The sequence below is a fragment of the Methylobacterium sp. 092160098-2 genome (assembly GCF_028920805.1).
Taxonomy (GTDB): domain Bacteria; phylum Pseudomonadota; class Alphaproteobacteria; order Rhizobiales; family Beijerinckiaceae; genus Methylobacterium; species Methylobacterium fujisawaense.
This window is the reverse complement of record NZ_JAQPZJ010000002.1, coordinates 1,060,713-1,075,321: the sequence shown is the minus strand read 5'-3', so window position 1 is coordinate 1,075,321 and position 14,609 is coordinate 1,060,713. Positions and strand designations below refer to the sequence as shown.

Annotated in this window: 11 protein-coding genes; 7 read left to right on the top strand and 4 right to left on the bottom strand. The window is 68.6% G+C overall.

What is annotated here, in order from left to right:
* Positions 1–451: 451 nt before the first annotated feature.
* Complete coding sequence (locus PQI07_RS30625; RefSeq protein ID WP_274928664.1) at positions 452–2,083, bottom strand: hypothetical protein; 1,632 nt, start codon at positions 2,081–2,083, stop codon at positions 452–454.
* 497 nt (positions 2,084–2,580) lie between these two features.
* Here PQI07_RS30625 and PQI07_RS30620 point away from each other — a divergent pair, with 497 nt between their 5' ends.
* The 4 genes from PQI07_RS30620 to PQI07_RS30605 all read left to right on the top strand — a co-directional run bounded on the left by PQI07_RS30620 (position 2,581) and on the right by PQI07_RS30605 (position 6,092).
* Positions 2,581–3,663, top strand: coding sequence for a MucR family transcriptional regulator (locus tag PQI07_RS30620; RefSeq protein ID WP_274928663.1), 1,083 nt, complete (start codon positions 2,581–2,583; stop codon positions 3,661–3,663).
* Between the two features lie 140 nt (positions 3,664–3,803).
* Entirely contained in the window at positions 3,804–4,832 is a 1,029-nt protein-coding gene (locus PQI07_RS30615; protein ID WP_274928662.1) for a hypothetical protein, read from the top strand.
* A 91-nt stretch (positions 4,833–4,923) separates the two neighbouring features.
* Positions 4,924–5,769 carry a L,D-transpeptidase family protein gene (locus PQI07_RS30610; protein WP_274928661.1) on the top strand — a complete coding sequence of 282 codons (846 nt, stop codon included), beginning with the start codon at positions 4,924–4,926 and terminating at the stop codon, positions 5,767–5,769.
* Positions 5,766–6,092, top strand: a complete 327-nt coding sequence (locus tag PQI07_RS30605) for a hypothetical protein (protein ID WP_274928660.1) — start codon at positions 5,766–5,768, stop codon at positions 6,090–6,092. Before PQI07_RS30610 ends, PQI07_RS30605 begins: the two co-directional genes overlap by 4 nt.
* Before the next feature lie 26 nt (positions 6,093–6,118).
* Here the strand turns inward: PQI07_RS30605 and PQI07_RS30600 are convergent, their stop codons facing one another.
* Positions 6,119–7,594 (bottom strand): exodeoxyribonuclease I, encoded by a 1,476-nt coding sequence (locus PQI07_RS30600; protein WP_274928659.1) that lies wholly within the window; start codon positions 7,592–7,594, stop codon positions 6,119–6,121.
* Between the two features lie 113 nt (positions 7,595–7,707).
* On the opposite strand from PQI07_RS30600, the gene PQI07_RS30595 reads away from it, so the two are divergent.
* The 3 genes from PQI07_RS30595 to repB all read left to right on the top strand — a co-directional run bounded on the left by PQI07_RS30595 (position 7,708) and on the right by repB (position 11,634).
* Complete coding sequence (locus PQI07_RS30595) at positions 7,708–8,538, top strand: hypothetical protein (protein WP_274928658.1); 831 nt, start codon at positions 7,708–7,710, stop codon at positions 8,536–8,538.
* Positions 8,539–9,283: 745 nt separating this feature from the next.
* Positions 9,284–10,597: a plasmid partitioning protein RepA gene (gene repA / locus PQI07_RS30590; RefSeq protein ID WP_274928657.1), complete on the top strand. Its 1,314-nt coding sequence runs from the start codon at positions 9,284–9,286 to the stop codon at positions 10,595–10,597.
* The gene (gene repB / locus PQI07_RS30585) at positions 10,597–11,634 is read left to right on the top strand and encodes a plasmid partitioning protein RepB (RefSeq protein ID WP_274928656.1); all 1,038 of its coding nucleotides are present in this window, start codon (positions 10,597–10,599) and stop codon (positions 11,632–11,634) included. Before repA ends, repB begins: the two co-directional genes overlap by 1 nt.
* A 12-nt stretch (positions 11,635–11,646) precedes the next feature.
* Here the strand turns inward: repB and PQI07_RS30580 are convergent, their stop codons facing one another.
* Together PQI07_RS30580 and PQI07_RS30575 are read right to left on the bottom strand one after the other, a co-directional pair.
* Positions 11,647–13,317, bottom strand: a complete 1,671-nt coding sequence (locus PQI07_RS30580) for a toprim domain-containing protein (RefSeq protein ID WP_274928655.1) — start codon at positions 13,315–13,317, stop codon at positions 11,647–11,649.
* An 8-nt stretch (positions 13,318–13,325) separates the two neighbouring features.
* Positions 13,326–14,609, bottom strand: coding sequence for a hypothetical protein (locus PQI07_RS30575; protein WP_274928654.1), 1,284 nt, complete (start codon positions 14,607–14,609; stop codon positions 13,326–13,328).

Sequence of the window (14,609 nt, the reverse complement as noted above, 5' to 3'; positions counted from 1 at the left end):
TGGGGTGCCGTGACGGATGTCCGAACCCTTCCGAGCGCTTCGGGGCTCGGTCCACCTCTGCAACCGTCCGTATGGGTGCCGGGCCTGCGGCGCGGCCGACCTCCTTCCCGTGATCGCGTCACCTGCCGCGCGGAAGCTTTCGGCGGTGCCGGCGTCTCCAGTCCGGGTACCTCGACGCCGACGCGTCATCGTCAACCCGAGGGCATGAGGACGCCAGGGCATAGGACGGCGATCCGGGGAAAGGCGCGATCGACCGGTCTCCCGCCATGGGGACGGCGCCGACAGGGTGCTCCTCCGACCGCACGGAGCGGCGGTCGGTGCAACGGCCGCTACGACCGACTCGAATGTCGAAGTGTGCGAGAGGCCTCGCGAACGGACGGCGGGTGGCTGCGGACCTTGTGCACCCTGGCGTCGTCCATTGTTCGGGCGAGGCCGCGAGGCGGCCCCGTGATCAGCGCAGGCGGCCGCAGCTCGCCCGCGCGGTCGAACTCTGGGACTGCTGCTGGTTCGCGGAAATGGCCGTCCAGGCGCAGTTCCACGAGGTGGTCCCGCCCCCGGTCCCGAACGAGGCCAAGGCCCAACCTGGACCCGGAGCCTCGCAGTCGCCGGACACGACATGCCGGTCGGTCGGACATGTGGCCGAGCAGCTGGATCCCTCGCAGGTTTCCGTGACCTGGATCATCCCGACATCCACGCCCCTGTCGTCGACCGTGGCGCCGCCGGCTCCATAGGCGGTCCTGGACAGGATCTCGACTGGAGCCGCCCCGCCTACGGTCACCGAAGGTGCGACCATGGTGGATCCGGCATAGCGCGGGATTGCGGAGATGCGGCCGCCGTTCTCGACGACTGCCCAGTCGGTCGCTTCGTCCGCGACGACGTCCGCTCCATTGACGACGAGGGTTCCGCCCTGGAGCACGAATGCCGGGCGGCCGGCCCCGGCCGAGATCGTCTTGCGATCGCCGGGGCGTTCCTCGACCAGCAGGGTGCCGCCGCGGACGCGTGCGGCTGCGCCGGGATCGAGCGACGGATCGAGCACGATGCCAGAACCCGGGCCGAGCACCGCATCGCCGCCGTCGAGCAGCAGGTGCTTCAGGGAGGACCCCGTGGCGTTCAACCGTCCGCCCTGCCCGACCGCTACCCCGAGCGCGTTGGCGAAGGACACGCCGGTGAGGGAAAGGTCGATGCCGACCTGCAGGCGGCCGCCGGCGGATGGACCTGCCAGCGCGGCCCGATCGCTCTGGTCGGAGACGAGCTCGAGAGTGCCTTCGCGCCCGCCGGTTCGTGCCGTCATGGATAGATCGTCGGCTTCGACGCGGTGCGGCCCGACGCCGACCAGCCTGACGACCTCCCGCGTGGGTCGGGTCGACCGCCATTCGGCGAGGATCGTCGAGAGTGGCGCGGCGGATCCCTTCGAGCGGCCGTCGCCCGTCCCGGTCGGTGAGGCCCAGCGAAGGACCGCCCCGAGCCCGGTCGCCGCGTCGCGCAGCCTTTCGGGTGTGAGGACGGAGACGATGCCCGGAACGGATCCGGCGATGCGGAACCGACCACCCCTCCAGACGACGGAACCGCAATCGGGAACGTCCGACGCTCCCGGTACGGGCGAGATGAGGAAGGCGGCCACGGCGGGGGCGTCCGCGTCGTCGTCGGTCCGGGCGGGGCGCTGACCCACGACCACGTAGGGTCTGTCGGCACCTTCGGCGTTCAGGGTCACGGTGGATATGTCGCGACGCTCCCCCTGCCCTCCGACGGCCTGGGTGGCCGTCGATGGCAGGTCCGGACGGTCGGGCAGCGCGTACGGACAGTATCCGTATGACACGCCCCAGGGCGTGGCGCCGTCGGTCGAAACCCAGCTCGGAAGGATGGCGCGCCCCGTCGCGTCGGCTGCAGGTGCCGGAACGACCGGCTGGCCGCCCGACAACGGGCGCGCGGCTGCCGCTAGGGCGGACACGGCGGCGTCCATCCTGGGAGCGTTCCGCCCCGCCATGGATACGATTTCGGAGGTCCTGATCTCCGATATCAGGCCGTATCCGACCGCGGCGACGATCGCGACGACGACCACCGCGAGGATGAAGATCCCGATCATTCGGCTGGTCCCGCCCCGTTCCTTCCGTGCCTGAATCGGACATAGATCGGTTGCGGGCAGCGGTCGAGCCGGTCACGACCTCGTGTTCAGGCCTTCGGAGCGCATCGTAAACGAAGAGATGAATCCATTCCGGCAAGGAGTCGGAAAGGCTGTCCTCCAAACTCTACCGATCGAGCCTCGCACTCCTTTCGTTCTCAGCGGACCGATGCAACCGGGACGCGAAATCGGCACCTTCGCGTTGAAGCGGGAACCCCCGCTTTCGAAGGTACGTTCTCAGAACGACGTGATTCACGCGGTTCGGAGGCGGAAAATGCATCCCGCGAGGGCGTGATCCCTTTACACGGACCAACTTTTTTGCAACTTTTCACGCACAGGATCTTCGGCGGTCCATCACGAAGGACAAAATCCGGAATGATGGGTCGAACGGAATGCACGGACAACGTGCCCAGGTCCGCCCACAGACGACAGTACGATCCGACCCCGACAAGGAGCGTCAAGTGACCTCAGCCACGAACCCGGGCGTCCCGGCACCCACCCGCCCAGTCTCGACCCTTTCCCCCTCGACGCACGTCACGATGACCGCCGGCATCGCGACCTCGTACCTGGGCAACAACCCGATCGCGCCCGAGCGCGTGAAGGACGTGATCCGCTCGATCCACGAGGCGCTGCTCGAAGTCCACGACAGCACGGCCGGCCGCACCGTCGGCAACGGCATGCGTGAACTGGTCGAGAGCACGATCGCCGGGAGCGGAGCCATTCCGCAGATCCCGGTGCCGGTCCAGGAGCCCGTCTCCGAGATCCGCGAGACGCCCGCTTCCGAGCCGACGCGCGATGCCAAGCCCGAAGCGACCCCCGAGGCCGCGACGGACACGGCCAAGCCCGCCGCTCGGGGCCGCAAGGCCCGCGGCGTCCCCACGGTCAGCGTCCCCGAGCCTCTGGCGGACGGCGGTCGCCTGCGTCGTCGGCCCCGGCTCGAAGCCGTCGCCGGCGACAAGGCCGCCAAGCCCGAGGCGGCCCAGACCGAGGTTGCGGAGACCGTGGAACCCGCGAAGACCGCGAGGGGCGGCCGGAAGGCCGCGGCTGCGGCCTCGCAGGCCCCTGCCGCGACGGCGTCGAAGCAGCCCGAGCTGGAGCTCGAGCAGCAGGCCGGTGCCCAGGCCGAGAGCAAGCCCTGGGCCGTCACGGAACTCGGTCTCGAGCCGACCTACGCTCCCCGGAGCAAGGCGGAGATCGCCCGGATCCGCAAGGCGGTGTTCGTGCCGGAGTACGACGGCAAGACCGGCGGCTTCGTGCGCTGCCTGGAGGACGGACAGATCCGCCGGATGCTCAAGAAGCACCTCAAGTTCCTCGAGATCCCGCCCGCCGAGTACCTCGCCAAGTGGGGCCTCCCGGCGGACTTCCCGCTCGTCCATCCGGAGTTCTCGGCGTCTCGCGCCAACCAGATCAAGACGGCCGGGCTCTGGGAGCAGCGGCGGGCGGTCCGTGCCAAGCGCGGCGAGCCCGTGGACTTCGATGCTCCGAACGTGAAGGAGATGCAGCGTCGGGAGCGCGAGGCGCGCAAGGCCGCCAAGGCGGCCTGACCCCGAACTCCCATCCGAATGCGGAAGGGCGCCCCACCGGGGCGCCCTTCTTCTTTGTCCGGACGCCGGACGACCGACCGGTCCGTATTGCCCGTGGCGATGATCCGGGACACTGTCGTGGGGCCACCGAGGCCTCACCAATGGACATCGCCGCAACCGAAGCTTCCACATCCTCCCCGAGGAGTCGGGTCGAGGCGTCGCTGTCGGGCCACCTCAGGTCCGTTGCCCCGCTACTGGCGGAACGCGGCCTGGAGGCAAGGTCCGCACTGGGCCTCTGGCACGCGTCCATGGGGGCGTTGCTCAACGGGATCGGTACGGACGCGGCAGCCAAGCTGATCGCGCAGCGCTCGAAGACGATCCGGGGCCACGGTGCGAATGCCGACGCAGCCTCCTCCGACCTGACGCCCGAGACCGAAGCCCAGGTGCTCGAAGAAGTCGAGGCAGCGGCCTCCGAGATCGTGGAGGCCATCGGCGACGCCTACGAGGACGCACTGGACGACGGTCTCGAACACCTGTTCGGCGAGGTCCTGGTGGACGTTCTGGCGAAAACGCTGGTCGAGGTCTGGGGGCCGTACCACACCAGGAAGGCATTCGGAGACCAATGGGTCGAATTCGCCGCCGGCCGCGAGGTGGTCATCCATCCGGCCGAACCGGACGAGTCCGTCCGCGCGCGTAGATCCGAACCGGCGAGGGAGATCCGGCGCGAGGAGCCCACCTCCCCTCCCCTTACCCGGGCGGCTTCGGAACGGCATGTCGACATGAGGGTGGAGGCCGAAGTCGAAGGTGCCGCAGGCGCCTACGCGGTCGCCATGGAGACGTCCGAGCGGGGTGGGCGCGGCGAGCGTCGGGACATCGTCTCGCCCTGCACGGAGGGATCAGTCCGGAAGGCGGTTCTGACGGCCGCCGTCGAAGGACTGAGAGCGGTTGCGGAGACCACCGGTACGGCCGTCGTGAGGGTGGCCTCGTCGGCGGCGTTCCTTGCCGGCGGCATGGCTCCTCCCGAGCGTAGATCGGCAACCGCCCGGCTCGGGTCGGAAGAAGCGATGTGGAGGCTGTTGGACGCGTTCGCCGATCTGCAAAGGATCGAATGGCGTCATGTCGCCGGCGGTCTTTCCGACGATCTGGCGGAGCGGTGCGACCGACTGATCCGTCGACAGCTGTCGGCTTGAGCATTGACGGCGCGCCGATCCTGAAGCCAAATCGTTCCTTCAGAGGCAGGTTCATTCCTTCATGAGGTTCACGAGGAGATCATTCCTCGGCATGGCGGCCGTCGCCGCCGTCCGCCCGGGTCGCGCTGCGGCCGAGGACATGCATCCGATCGCGGCGCGTCTGGCACGCGAGCTGGATGGCACCGTCGACTGCGCGGAGCACGCCGCGATCACCGGCACGCTGTCGCGATTGAAGCGGCTCGCCCTCCCCTCCTCCGGGCGTCTGATCGTCGTCAACATCGCGGGCCGGTTCCTGGCGGCGTACGGCGACGGCGAGCCCGAACTCGAGAGCCGCGTCGTCGTCGGACGGGACGGCTGGCGCACGCCCGATCTGTCGACGACGGTCGATGCCGTGACCATCAACCCGACCTGGACGGTGCCGGAAACCATCCTGAGGGACGAAGGGTGGCGGAGCGAGATCGCCGCCGACCCGGAATGGGCCGTCCGCAACGGGTTCGACGTCGTGATCGGTGGGCGCCGCGTGCAACCCGACAGGCTCGCCCGCGGCGACCTCTCCAAGGCCACGCTGGTCCAACGACCGGGTGCCGACAACGCGCTCGGTCGCGTGAAGATCTCGATGCGCAACGCCGGATCGATCTACCTGCACTCGACGAACGCCGTCGAAGGCTACGACGACCCCGAGCGCACGGATTCCCACGGTTGCGTCCGCGTGGAGCAGGCCGTGGATCTAGCGGCCTGGATCCTGGGCGCTTCGCCCGACGCCCTCAGGTCGGAGATCGAAGCAGACGTGAGGGCCGTGCGGCGCGGCCCTCGGCCGGTCGCGGTCGTCTTCGGGTACTTCACCGCCTGGCCCGATGCGTCCGACAAGGTCGTCTTCTACCCGGACGTCTACCGCCGGGACGCTGCGCGCTGCGATGAGGAGGATACGTACCGGTGACCAGTCGCACGTCCACTCTCCCGAAGACGCTTCGTCGCGCCGGCGACGTCCTCGGCCTCGTCCTTACCGTCGGGTTCGTCGTCGCGACGCTCGTATGCTGGTCCCGGTACGGCCTTCACCTCGCGATCGCCGGCGTGCCGCACTTCGACGTCCCCACGCTCCTGCTTTATGCGAAGGAACCTGCGCTGCCGCTCAGGGCACTCCATTGGCTCCTGGCCTGGGCATGGCTCGTCGCGACCGGGGGATGCGTCGTCCTCGCGGTCGCCGGCCTACGCTGGACCGCCGTCCGTATCCGCGAGCTCCTAGTCGAGACCGCGGGCTGAAGCCCCCTCCCCCGGCGAGTTCGACGTCAGAAGCTCCACCCGAGCTGACCCCGCCTATCCGCTTCGACTTCGAAGACCGGGGGCGGGATCGGTGCGACAGGCGTCGCCAGATCCTCAAGCCAGGTCCGGAACCGATCGTCGTGTCGGCCTTCGATCCTCGCCCGGGCGATCGTCATCCACCTCGAGCCTTCGGAGGCGAACGGCCGCTCGAACGCGACGTCGGCGAGATCGGCAATCTCGTCCGCCATCGACTGGCCCGCGGCCTCCACGAGCTCAAGAGGCGTTAGGCCGCCGTGCTCGACCACGGCCCTAGCGGCAAACTCCCGTACCCGCCGGTCGCCGAACAGTCGGACCATGCCGGCCCGTTCGAACCACGATCCGGCGAGCCGGAATCGTTGCATTGTCTCCTTCTCGGCCCAGCTCGTGAAGCCGGAATAGATCCGCTCCTCCGCGGTCGGGTCCGGCGGATCGGCCCAGGGATCCGCTCTGGCCGAGAGGTCGGCCAACCGCGCTCTGAAGTCGGCCCATTCCGGCCCCGGTCCGTCCAGGGCTTCGACTGGAACCGCGAAGGCTTGGGGATGAAGCTTCTGCAGGGCCAGCGCATCCGACTTGGAGAGGAGGATCGGCATCCGGTTGGTCCGGCACCGGACGAGGGGACCGTCCCTCCATTCGGCCGTGGCCACCGCCTCGTGGCCTTCGCGAAGCGCCTCCTCCACACGGTCGGCCCGGAGCGACAGCAGCATGCGCCCTTCCTTCGAAACCGGTAGGACGGCTTCGAGGATCGGGGTGTTTCCGCCGGTCATGATCCATACGGGCTCGCCGCGGCGCGAGGCCTGATCGAAGACGCGCTCGGCCTCGTAGCGGTCCGAAGCCCGGAGAGCGGTATCCCATGCAGCCGGAACGGCTTCGCGGATCCGCCGTGCGAGGGCCAAGGTGGCCCGGGTGTCCTCAAGCGCGTCGTGAGCCCTCAGGCGGATCCCGTTGGCTGGCGCTATGCGCTCCAGCCGGAAGGAGACCCCGCCTTCGTCGTCGACGCCAGCGGGGAAACTCCCGGGGTCCAGAGCATGCGCGAGACGTGCGGCCGGCAGCAGATCGAAGCGGCGGACGCCCTTGGCGGAGGTCGGATACGGGTCGAGCAGATTCCGGAAGAAGAGGGACCGCGCCATCTCCTCGTCGAACGAAAGGATGTTGTAGCCGAGCACGACGAGCGGGCGCCCCCGTACCGGACTAAGCGCCTCGTGGATCGCCGCTGCCGCCGTGAATTCGTCGAGGCGCTCCGGGCCGTCGAGTTCGTAGGGATCCAGGCTGTTGGTGCTGAGTGCTCCGTAAGCGGGTATGCAGTAGGAGAGCCGCCTGATTCGGACCGATCTGCTTCCGGTCTCCACGAGGTCCGTCAAGTTGGAAGTGACCGCCGCGAAATCGAAGATCTGGCCATGCCGGACGTCGGTGTCCGAAGTCTCCGTATCCCAGCAGACGACGTCGCAGTTCACGGTGCCGGACACGTGGCCCTCTCTTCGATGGGAAAGGCCAAGGTTTGCGTCGGGCGTCGAAAGGGTCAACCAGGCCCCATATCTTCCCCACGTTTTTGAGAGGAAAGACGGGAATGACGGCTAACGTGCCGGCGGTGGTGGTCGGCTGGGAAGAGGACGGGCTCCGCGTTCGCCTCATAGAGCCGTTCGGAAAGTTCGACGTGGATGCCGAGGTGTCGGCTAGACCGGCCGTCGCCAAGCGCGGGGACAGCGACGTCACGATCCAGAAGAAGCGTCAGGGCCTGCGGCTCGGAGGTGTCGTCGTCCTGCTTAAGGCGACTGAAGGCGAAAACGGCCTGGAGTGGCGCGGGCTCGACACGCTCAAGGAGAAGGCCGACCAGAGCGAGGTCCGCGTGTTCCGCAGGACGCCGGTCACCATCTTCCCCCCGGCCGAGAAGCAGCTCCTCGTCGATCGTGCGGCGATCCTGCTCGTATCCTCCGCGGTGTCCTTCCAGAGCATCACGGCCAGCATCAAGGCCATCGAGTATGCCGTGGAGGAGGGTTGCCTCTACGGGAGGTGCGGCCTCCTGATCCGGGGTCCCGACAAGAAGGGAAGGGTACACCACCACTTCGTCCCTCCCCCGGAGGAGCGCAGCGCGGCTGTCGTCATGCGGACGTTGATGCGGCAGCGCCTCGGCGACATGCTTAGGCATGCCCGGGACGGTCGAGGCAGTTGGAAGGCCATTCCCTACGTCGAGATGGCCACCGACCGCCTTCATTCCTCGCGCATGTCGGCCGACCGCATCAATCTCCCCTATTCGCTTCCCGACGGATCACCCGGGTTCAAGCTCTGCACCGTCGCCATCCGATACTCGTCGGACGACTGGACGCTTTCCGACGCAACGCCGTTGGCTGCTGCACCGGAGGTGTTCGGATTCGACGCGCCGGATGCAGTCGCGGGCCTCGCGGTGGCGTGACCTCGCGGCCGCTGTGACAGGATCGTGTGGCCGCCCGGCCTGCGGGGAAGGGCTCTCCCGGCCGGCTCATCCTCCCGCGGCGCCGACCTGACAGCTGTCAGGATCGTGCGGTCGCCCGGCCTGCGGGGCAGGGCTCTCCCGGCCAGCTCATCCTCCCGCGGCGCCGACCTGACAGCTGTCAGGATCGTGCGGTCGCCCGGCCTGCGGGGAAGGGCTCTCCCGGCCAGCTCATCCTCCCGCGGCGCCGACCTGACAGCTGTCAGGATCGTGCGGTCGCCCGGCCTGCGGGGCAGGGCTCTCCCGGCCAGCTCATCCTCCCGCGGCGCCGACCTGACAGCTGTCAGGATCGTGCGGTCGCCCGGCCTGCGGGGCAGGGCTCTCCCGGCCAGCTCATCCTCCCGCGGCGCCGACCTGACAGCTGTCAGGATCGTGAGGCCGCCGGTCTGAGGGGCAGGGCTCTCCCGGCCAACCCATTCTCCCGCGGCGCCGACCTGACAGCTGTCAGGATCGTGCGGTCGCTGGTCTGAGGGGCAGGGCTCTCCCGACCAGCCCATCCTCCCCGGCGCCGACCTGACAGCTGTCAGGTCGGGGCCGCATCAGGAGACGCAATGGCCGAAATCGCGGATCGGGAAGGTATTTCGGGCCCCTGTGCCGGCGATCTTAAAGGCTCGTTAACTCCAGCGGCCGAAGGTTGGAACGCGGACAAGCCCGATTCGAGCTTGTCACGCGTGACAAGGGATTTCCGATGGACACTCTTCCAAGCCGCACGGCGGACCAGGAGCACGCCACCGAAGTCGCCCTGGAGGGCGAAGCTTCGACAGGATCCGCCTCTCCCGCAGTCCCGCACGCTTCATCGACGACGCGCGAGACACAGACGCTGGACGCGCTCCTGGGAGGCCAGGCCCAGAAGCTCACCGCTCGCCTGAAGCTGCTACGGCAGAAGATGTACCCGCCGGACGCGGCGAAGACCCTTCGCACGTTCTCCTCCCCGGAGGCCGCTTCGTTCATCGGGGTGGATCCCAGCTACCTGCGGAAGCTCGACCTCGACGGCCGGATGCCGCGTCCCGCGACGGACAATCTCGGACGCCGATCGTTCACGGTCCGCGAAATGAACGAGATACGGACGCTCCTCGACCAGAACGGGAAGGATGGCCGCCGCTACGTGCGCCACAGGACGCCCGGCGAACACCTCCAGGTCATCTGCGTCACCAACTTCAAGGGTGGATCCGGCAAGACGACGACGGCCTCGCATCTCGCGCAGTATCTCGCGCTGCGGGGCTATCGGGTCCTTGGCCTGGACCTCGATCCGCAGGCCTCGTTCACGGCCCTTCACGGCCTGCAGCCCGAACTGGACGTCGCGGAGAACGCGTCGCTGCACAGCGCAATCCGCTACGGCACCCAGCGGCGGCCGATGGCCGAGCTCGTGCGGAAGACGTACTTCGAAGGCCTGGATCTCGTCCCGGGCAACATCGACATCCAGGACTTCGAGCATGAGGTCCCCAAGGATCTCATGGCGCGCCAGAGCGGGCGCAACACCGGCGAGACCCAGTTCTATCTCCGCCTGCAGAAGGCCATCCGAGAGGTCGAGAACGACTACGACGTCGTCGTGATCGATTGCCCGCCTCAGATGGGCTACCTGACCATGGCCGCGCTTTCCGCCGCGACATCGCTCCTCATCACCGTCCATCCTGCGATGGTCGACGTCATGAGCATGGCCCAGTTCCTCCTGATGACGTCCGACTACATGCGCATCGTGGCAGAGCGCGGGGTCAAGCTGAACCTGGACTTCTCGCGGTATCTGGTCACCCGGTACGAGCCCGGCGATGCCCCTCAGAACGACATGCTGAACCTCATGCGCACGATGTTCGGCGACCACGTCATGAAGAACCCCATGCTCAAGACGACCGCGGTGGCGGATGCGAACCTGACGAAGCAGACCATCTTCGAGGTTCCCCGCGAGAAGTTCACCCGCTCCACCTACGACCGGGCCATGGAGAGCCTTCTGGCTGTCAACAGCGAGATCGAAGGTCTCATCAACGCGGCCTGGGGGAGGAACTGATGAGCAGGTCCCGCAGAGGTCTTCTGGACTTCGACGATGCCGCTCTGGAGGGTGCGCCCGCCGATGGCGTCGCGCCGGCCGACGGCCGAGCGGCGGAACCCGCTCACGGCGAGCCGTCGGCACCCTCGGTCAGCCGGGTCGGTGCCGTGAGGGACATGGCCGCGAGCATCGCCCTCCTGGAGGAGGATTCGACGAAGCGCGCCCACCTGGAGGAGATCCTGCGCAACGGGCAGCAGGTGGTCTGCCTGGATCCGGACCTGTTCGATCCGTCGCCCATCAGGGACCGGATCGACAACGACGTCGGCGATCTGATCTCATCCATAAGGGAGCACGGGCAGCGGAGCCCGATCCTGGCACGCCCCCACCCCACGGAGCCCGGGCGCTACCAGATCGCCTTCGGCAATCGTCGGCAGCAGGTCTGCCAGGGCCTTGGCATCGAAGTCCGGGCCATCATCGTCGACCTGACCGACGAGCAGATGGCCGTGGCCCAGGGCCAGGAGAACACGGCTCGGCAGGATCTCAGCTACATCGAGCAGGCCCGATTCGTCGCGAAGTTGAAGGAGAAGTACGCGACGAGCGTCGTGGTGTCCGCGATCAACTCGGAGGAGACCGCGGTCTACAAGATGCTGAAGATCGCGAAGACGCTCCCGGAGGATCTGATCCTGGCGATCGGCAGGGCTCCGAAGATCGGAAGGCCGCGCTGGGCATCCCTGGCCGAAGCCGTCGGGACGCCCGAACTTGCCCGGGCGGCCATCGAGGCGGCCACCAGAGCGGCTTCGAAGGGGCGTGCGACGGACGCGCGCTTCGAAGCCGCCTACCAAGCCGTCGTGGAGCGGCAGGAAAGCCGCGTCCAGGAGATCAAGGTGGACGGAGGACGCTCGATCGCCGCCCGGAGGACCAGCCGGAAGGGCGATAGCCTCGTGATCAGCGAGCCCGCCTTCCTCGAGCACGTTCTCGCCCACCTGCCGGATCTCTACAGGCAGTACGTCGCCAATCTCTCGTCCGATGGGGAGCCCACGAGACTGGCCGCCGAATGATGGTGTGGGGCGTCACAGATCCGGGGCGTACTCGGGTCTGTTGACGTACTGGGTGAGGCGCTCGACCAGATCCGGCCGGGCGTCGAGCTTCTCGACCCAGTCGATCCTGCTCCGCGGCGGCTCGTGGGCGATCGCATCCCGGATCGGGTCCCGGACCTTGGGCGGGAGCAGGTTGACGATCTGATCGACCATCACCTCCCAGGGCTCCCGTTCCGGATCGTCGAAGAGCGAGGGATCGACGCGCTCGCACGCGACCTCGATGGCGGCCGAGAGGCGGGGATCGAGCAGGGGAGGGAAGCTGCCCTCGACCCAGGCCCGCCCCTTGGGGGTCAGCTTGAGGTCGTCGTCGGCGAGGCCGCGCTCCATGAAGTTCGCGACATGCCGGGGCCAGGTCGACGGCCGGCCAAGACCCGCCTTCACGACGGCCTCGAGCAGAACGGTGTCGGGTCGGCGCCTCTCGATGCAGGACCGGGCCCAGTTGTCCTGGCCCGGGTAGGCGGGCCCGTGTTCGCGGTACCACGTGACCATCGTGCGGTTCGCGTCGGGCCTGAGGCCGGCGATGAAGTCCGCGGCCTCGCCCGGGATGCCCTGGGCCCGCAGGAAGGGCGCAAGGTCGCGGGCGAAGGCGGTCTCGCGGCTGTGCTCCATGCCGGCCTTCAGGAGATCGGCCGCAACGAGGGTGCGCACGCCGTCGTCGGCACCCAGGCGTTCCGGCTTCAGCCGCGGGTCGACGCTGCCGATCGGATGGGGCGCGTCGTGCGTGTCGCCCTCCTTCTTGAGCGCATAGTTCTCCGTCTTGACCTGGGACCAGCCGCTCTTCCGGAAGATGTCGGAGATGACCTTGGCCGTCTCGGGCGTCACGCCTCGGGATCCGGCGCGCGGGTACGACATGCGTCCCGCCTCGTACAGACGTTGCATGCTCTGCGATGCCTCGGCCGGGGACATGTCGAGGCGGTCGCCGGCGCGGACCATGATGTCGCCGGTGTGTCCGGGGGCCGTCGCGTGCGGCTTCGGATCGCCGGTGGATCCGAGGGGAGGGAGATCGAGAGCCACCAGACGCTCGGCGGTCTTGGCGTCGAGCGGAGCCGCGAGGTCGAACTCCGCGATCCAGGGGCGTCTGCGGTCCTTCGCAGGCGCCGCCAGCCGGATCTTCAGGACCGAAGGCTGTCCGGACGCCACGAGCCCCAGAATGGCCGTGGAGACCCGTCCTGCCGGCACCTGGGGCGATCCGAAGACGCCACCGATCATCCGGTCCAGGATCCCGCGGGCCCGGCCGGGAACGGCCGCAGCCTTCTCGACGGGGCCGGCAGCCGCGATCGCCTCCCGGATCGAGGCATGGTCCATCCCCTTCAGCTTCACCCGGCGGGGGAGGGGATGGATGTCGCGCGTCGCCTCGTGCACGTCCCAGGCGATGACGTCGCCTTCCTGGTCGGCATCGGTGGCGATCAGGAGGTTGTCGGCCTCGCGCGCCATGTCGCGTAGCCGCATGAAGACCTCGGGATTCGACGGCACGCGCATGAATTCGCGCATCCGGCGGTCGATGCCGAGCGGCCTGAGCTTGCCCGGCATCGACATGAAGTGTCCGCGCGTGGCCTGGACCTTCGCGTCGATGCGCAGCTCCCGGAGGATGCCCTCGAGGAGCTTGGCCTTTCCGGGAGCTTCGATGACGAAGAGGTCGGGCACGGCGGACGTCAGCCTTTCGGACGGATGACGGACTGGATCATCTTGGAGATGGCCTCGACAAGAGCCTTGATCCCCTCGGCCATCTTGGCCAGCCGCTTTTCCAGCGTCTGATCGGGTTCGACGCCCGGCTCCGCCACCGGCTTCGGCGTCTCCTTGGCGATCCGGTCGAACGCCTTGACGACCTCCTCGGTCCCCTCGCGGGAGATCTGCTCCGGGAAGTTCTTCTGCAGCAGCTGGTAGTCCGCTCCGAACTTGCCCGCCGACGCCTCCAACTGAGCGGCGCTGTCGTTCATGGCGGCCCGCGCGGCGGCCACGCGGGGATCCTTGGAGGCCTCCGCAGCGTCCTCCTTGGCGCCGACGACGTTGCCCTCCCGGACGAACGCCTGCGCCGCGTCGCGCTGCATGCCGCCGGCGACGAGGCGCTCGATCTTGTCGAGGTATCGGCGACCGGGTTCGGTCGCACCGAAGGCCGCGTTGTACGAGTTCACGGACTGCGCGAGCGTGGCTTGCCGGGCGGCGAGGTCGGCGGCGGTCCGGACGAAGTCGCGCTGTTTCAGGCGCAGGTAGTTCTCGCCCACGTAGCCGGACTGCAGGAAGGCCTCGCGGCTGCGGAAGTCGCTCTCGCGACGCTCGAGGGTGTTGCGGCGGGGGAGCAGGGCGTGGGCGAGCATCGCCAGCCCCGTGACGGGCGGCGCCGCTTCGGCGCGCTTGCGCTCCATCTCGAGCCTGCGCCGGTCGGCCTCGAGCCGCTCGCGCTCGCTACGGAGCCGATGCTTGATCTCCTCGCGCTCCTCCTCGCCGAGGCTGTCGAACAGCCGCTGCTGATCCGGAGTGAGGCCGAGATCCTCCCGCTCGGGCCCAGGCGCCTGCTCGGCCGCCGGGGCTTCGAGGGCGGAAGTCGGGCGGGCATCTCCGCCGGTGGGGGAGGGGGCCTCGGGGGCGGCACCCGGCGTCGGAGGACGCACGGTGAAGGCGGAGCGGGGGATGGCGGGCGCGGCGTCGGCGGCCGGCAACGTCGACTCCGCCTGCTGCGCGAGGATCTCGCCGAGGCGCTCCTCAAGCGAGCCGGCCGACGGATCGGCGAGATGGAGGACGGCCGCTCCTTCGTCGTTCGCGGCCGGTGGGAGTTCTGGCGCAACGAAAGGAACTGCCTCCACCGGCGACCCGATGCCGTCGGCGGCGAATTCGATCGCCTCGGAAGGAACGGGCGGGACGTAGGCCTGGACGACGTCGTCCTCAGGGCCGTCGTCCGGATCCTCGTCGACGAGAGCGTTGCTTTTCCCGAAGCCCAT

What these genes read in the sequence shown, in the direction of transcription:
- PQI07_RS30610 (WP_274928661.1), top strand. Translation starts at nt 4,924, where the DNA reads ATGGCGGCCGTCGCCGCCGTCCGCCCGGGTCGCGCTGCGGCCGAGGAC.
- repB (WP_274928656.1), top strand. Translation starts at nt 10,597, where the DNA reads ATGAGCAGGTCCCGCAGAGGTCTTCTGGACTTCGACGATGCCGCTCTG.
- PQI07_RS30615 (WP_274928662.1), top strand. Translation starts at nt 3,804, where the DNA reads ATGGACATCGCCGCAACCGAAGCTTCCACATCCTCCCCGAGGAGTCGG.
- PQI07_RS30625 (WP_274928664.1), bottom strand. Translation starts at nt 2,083, where the DNA reads ATGATCGGGATCTTCATCCTCGCGGTGGTCGTCGTCGCGATCGTCGCC.
- repA (WP_274928657.1), top strand. Translation starts at nt 9,284, where the DNA reads ATGGACACTCTTCCAAGCCGCACGGCGGACCAGGAGCACGCCACCGAA.
- PQI07_RS30575 (WP_274928654.1), bottom strand. Translation starts at nt 14,609, where the DNA reads ATGGGCTTCGGGAAAAGCAACGCTCTCGTCGACGAGGATCCGGACGAC.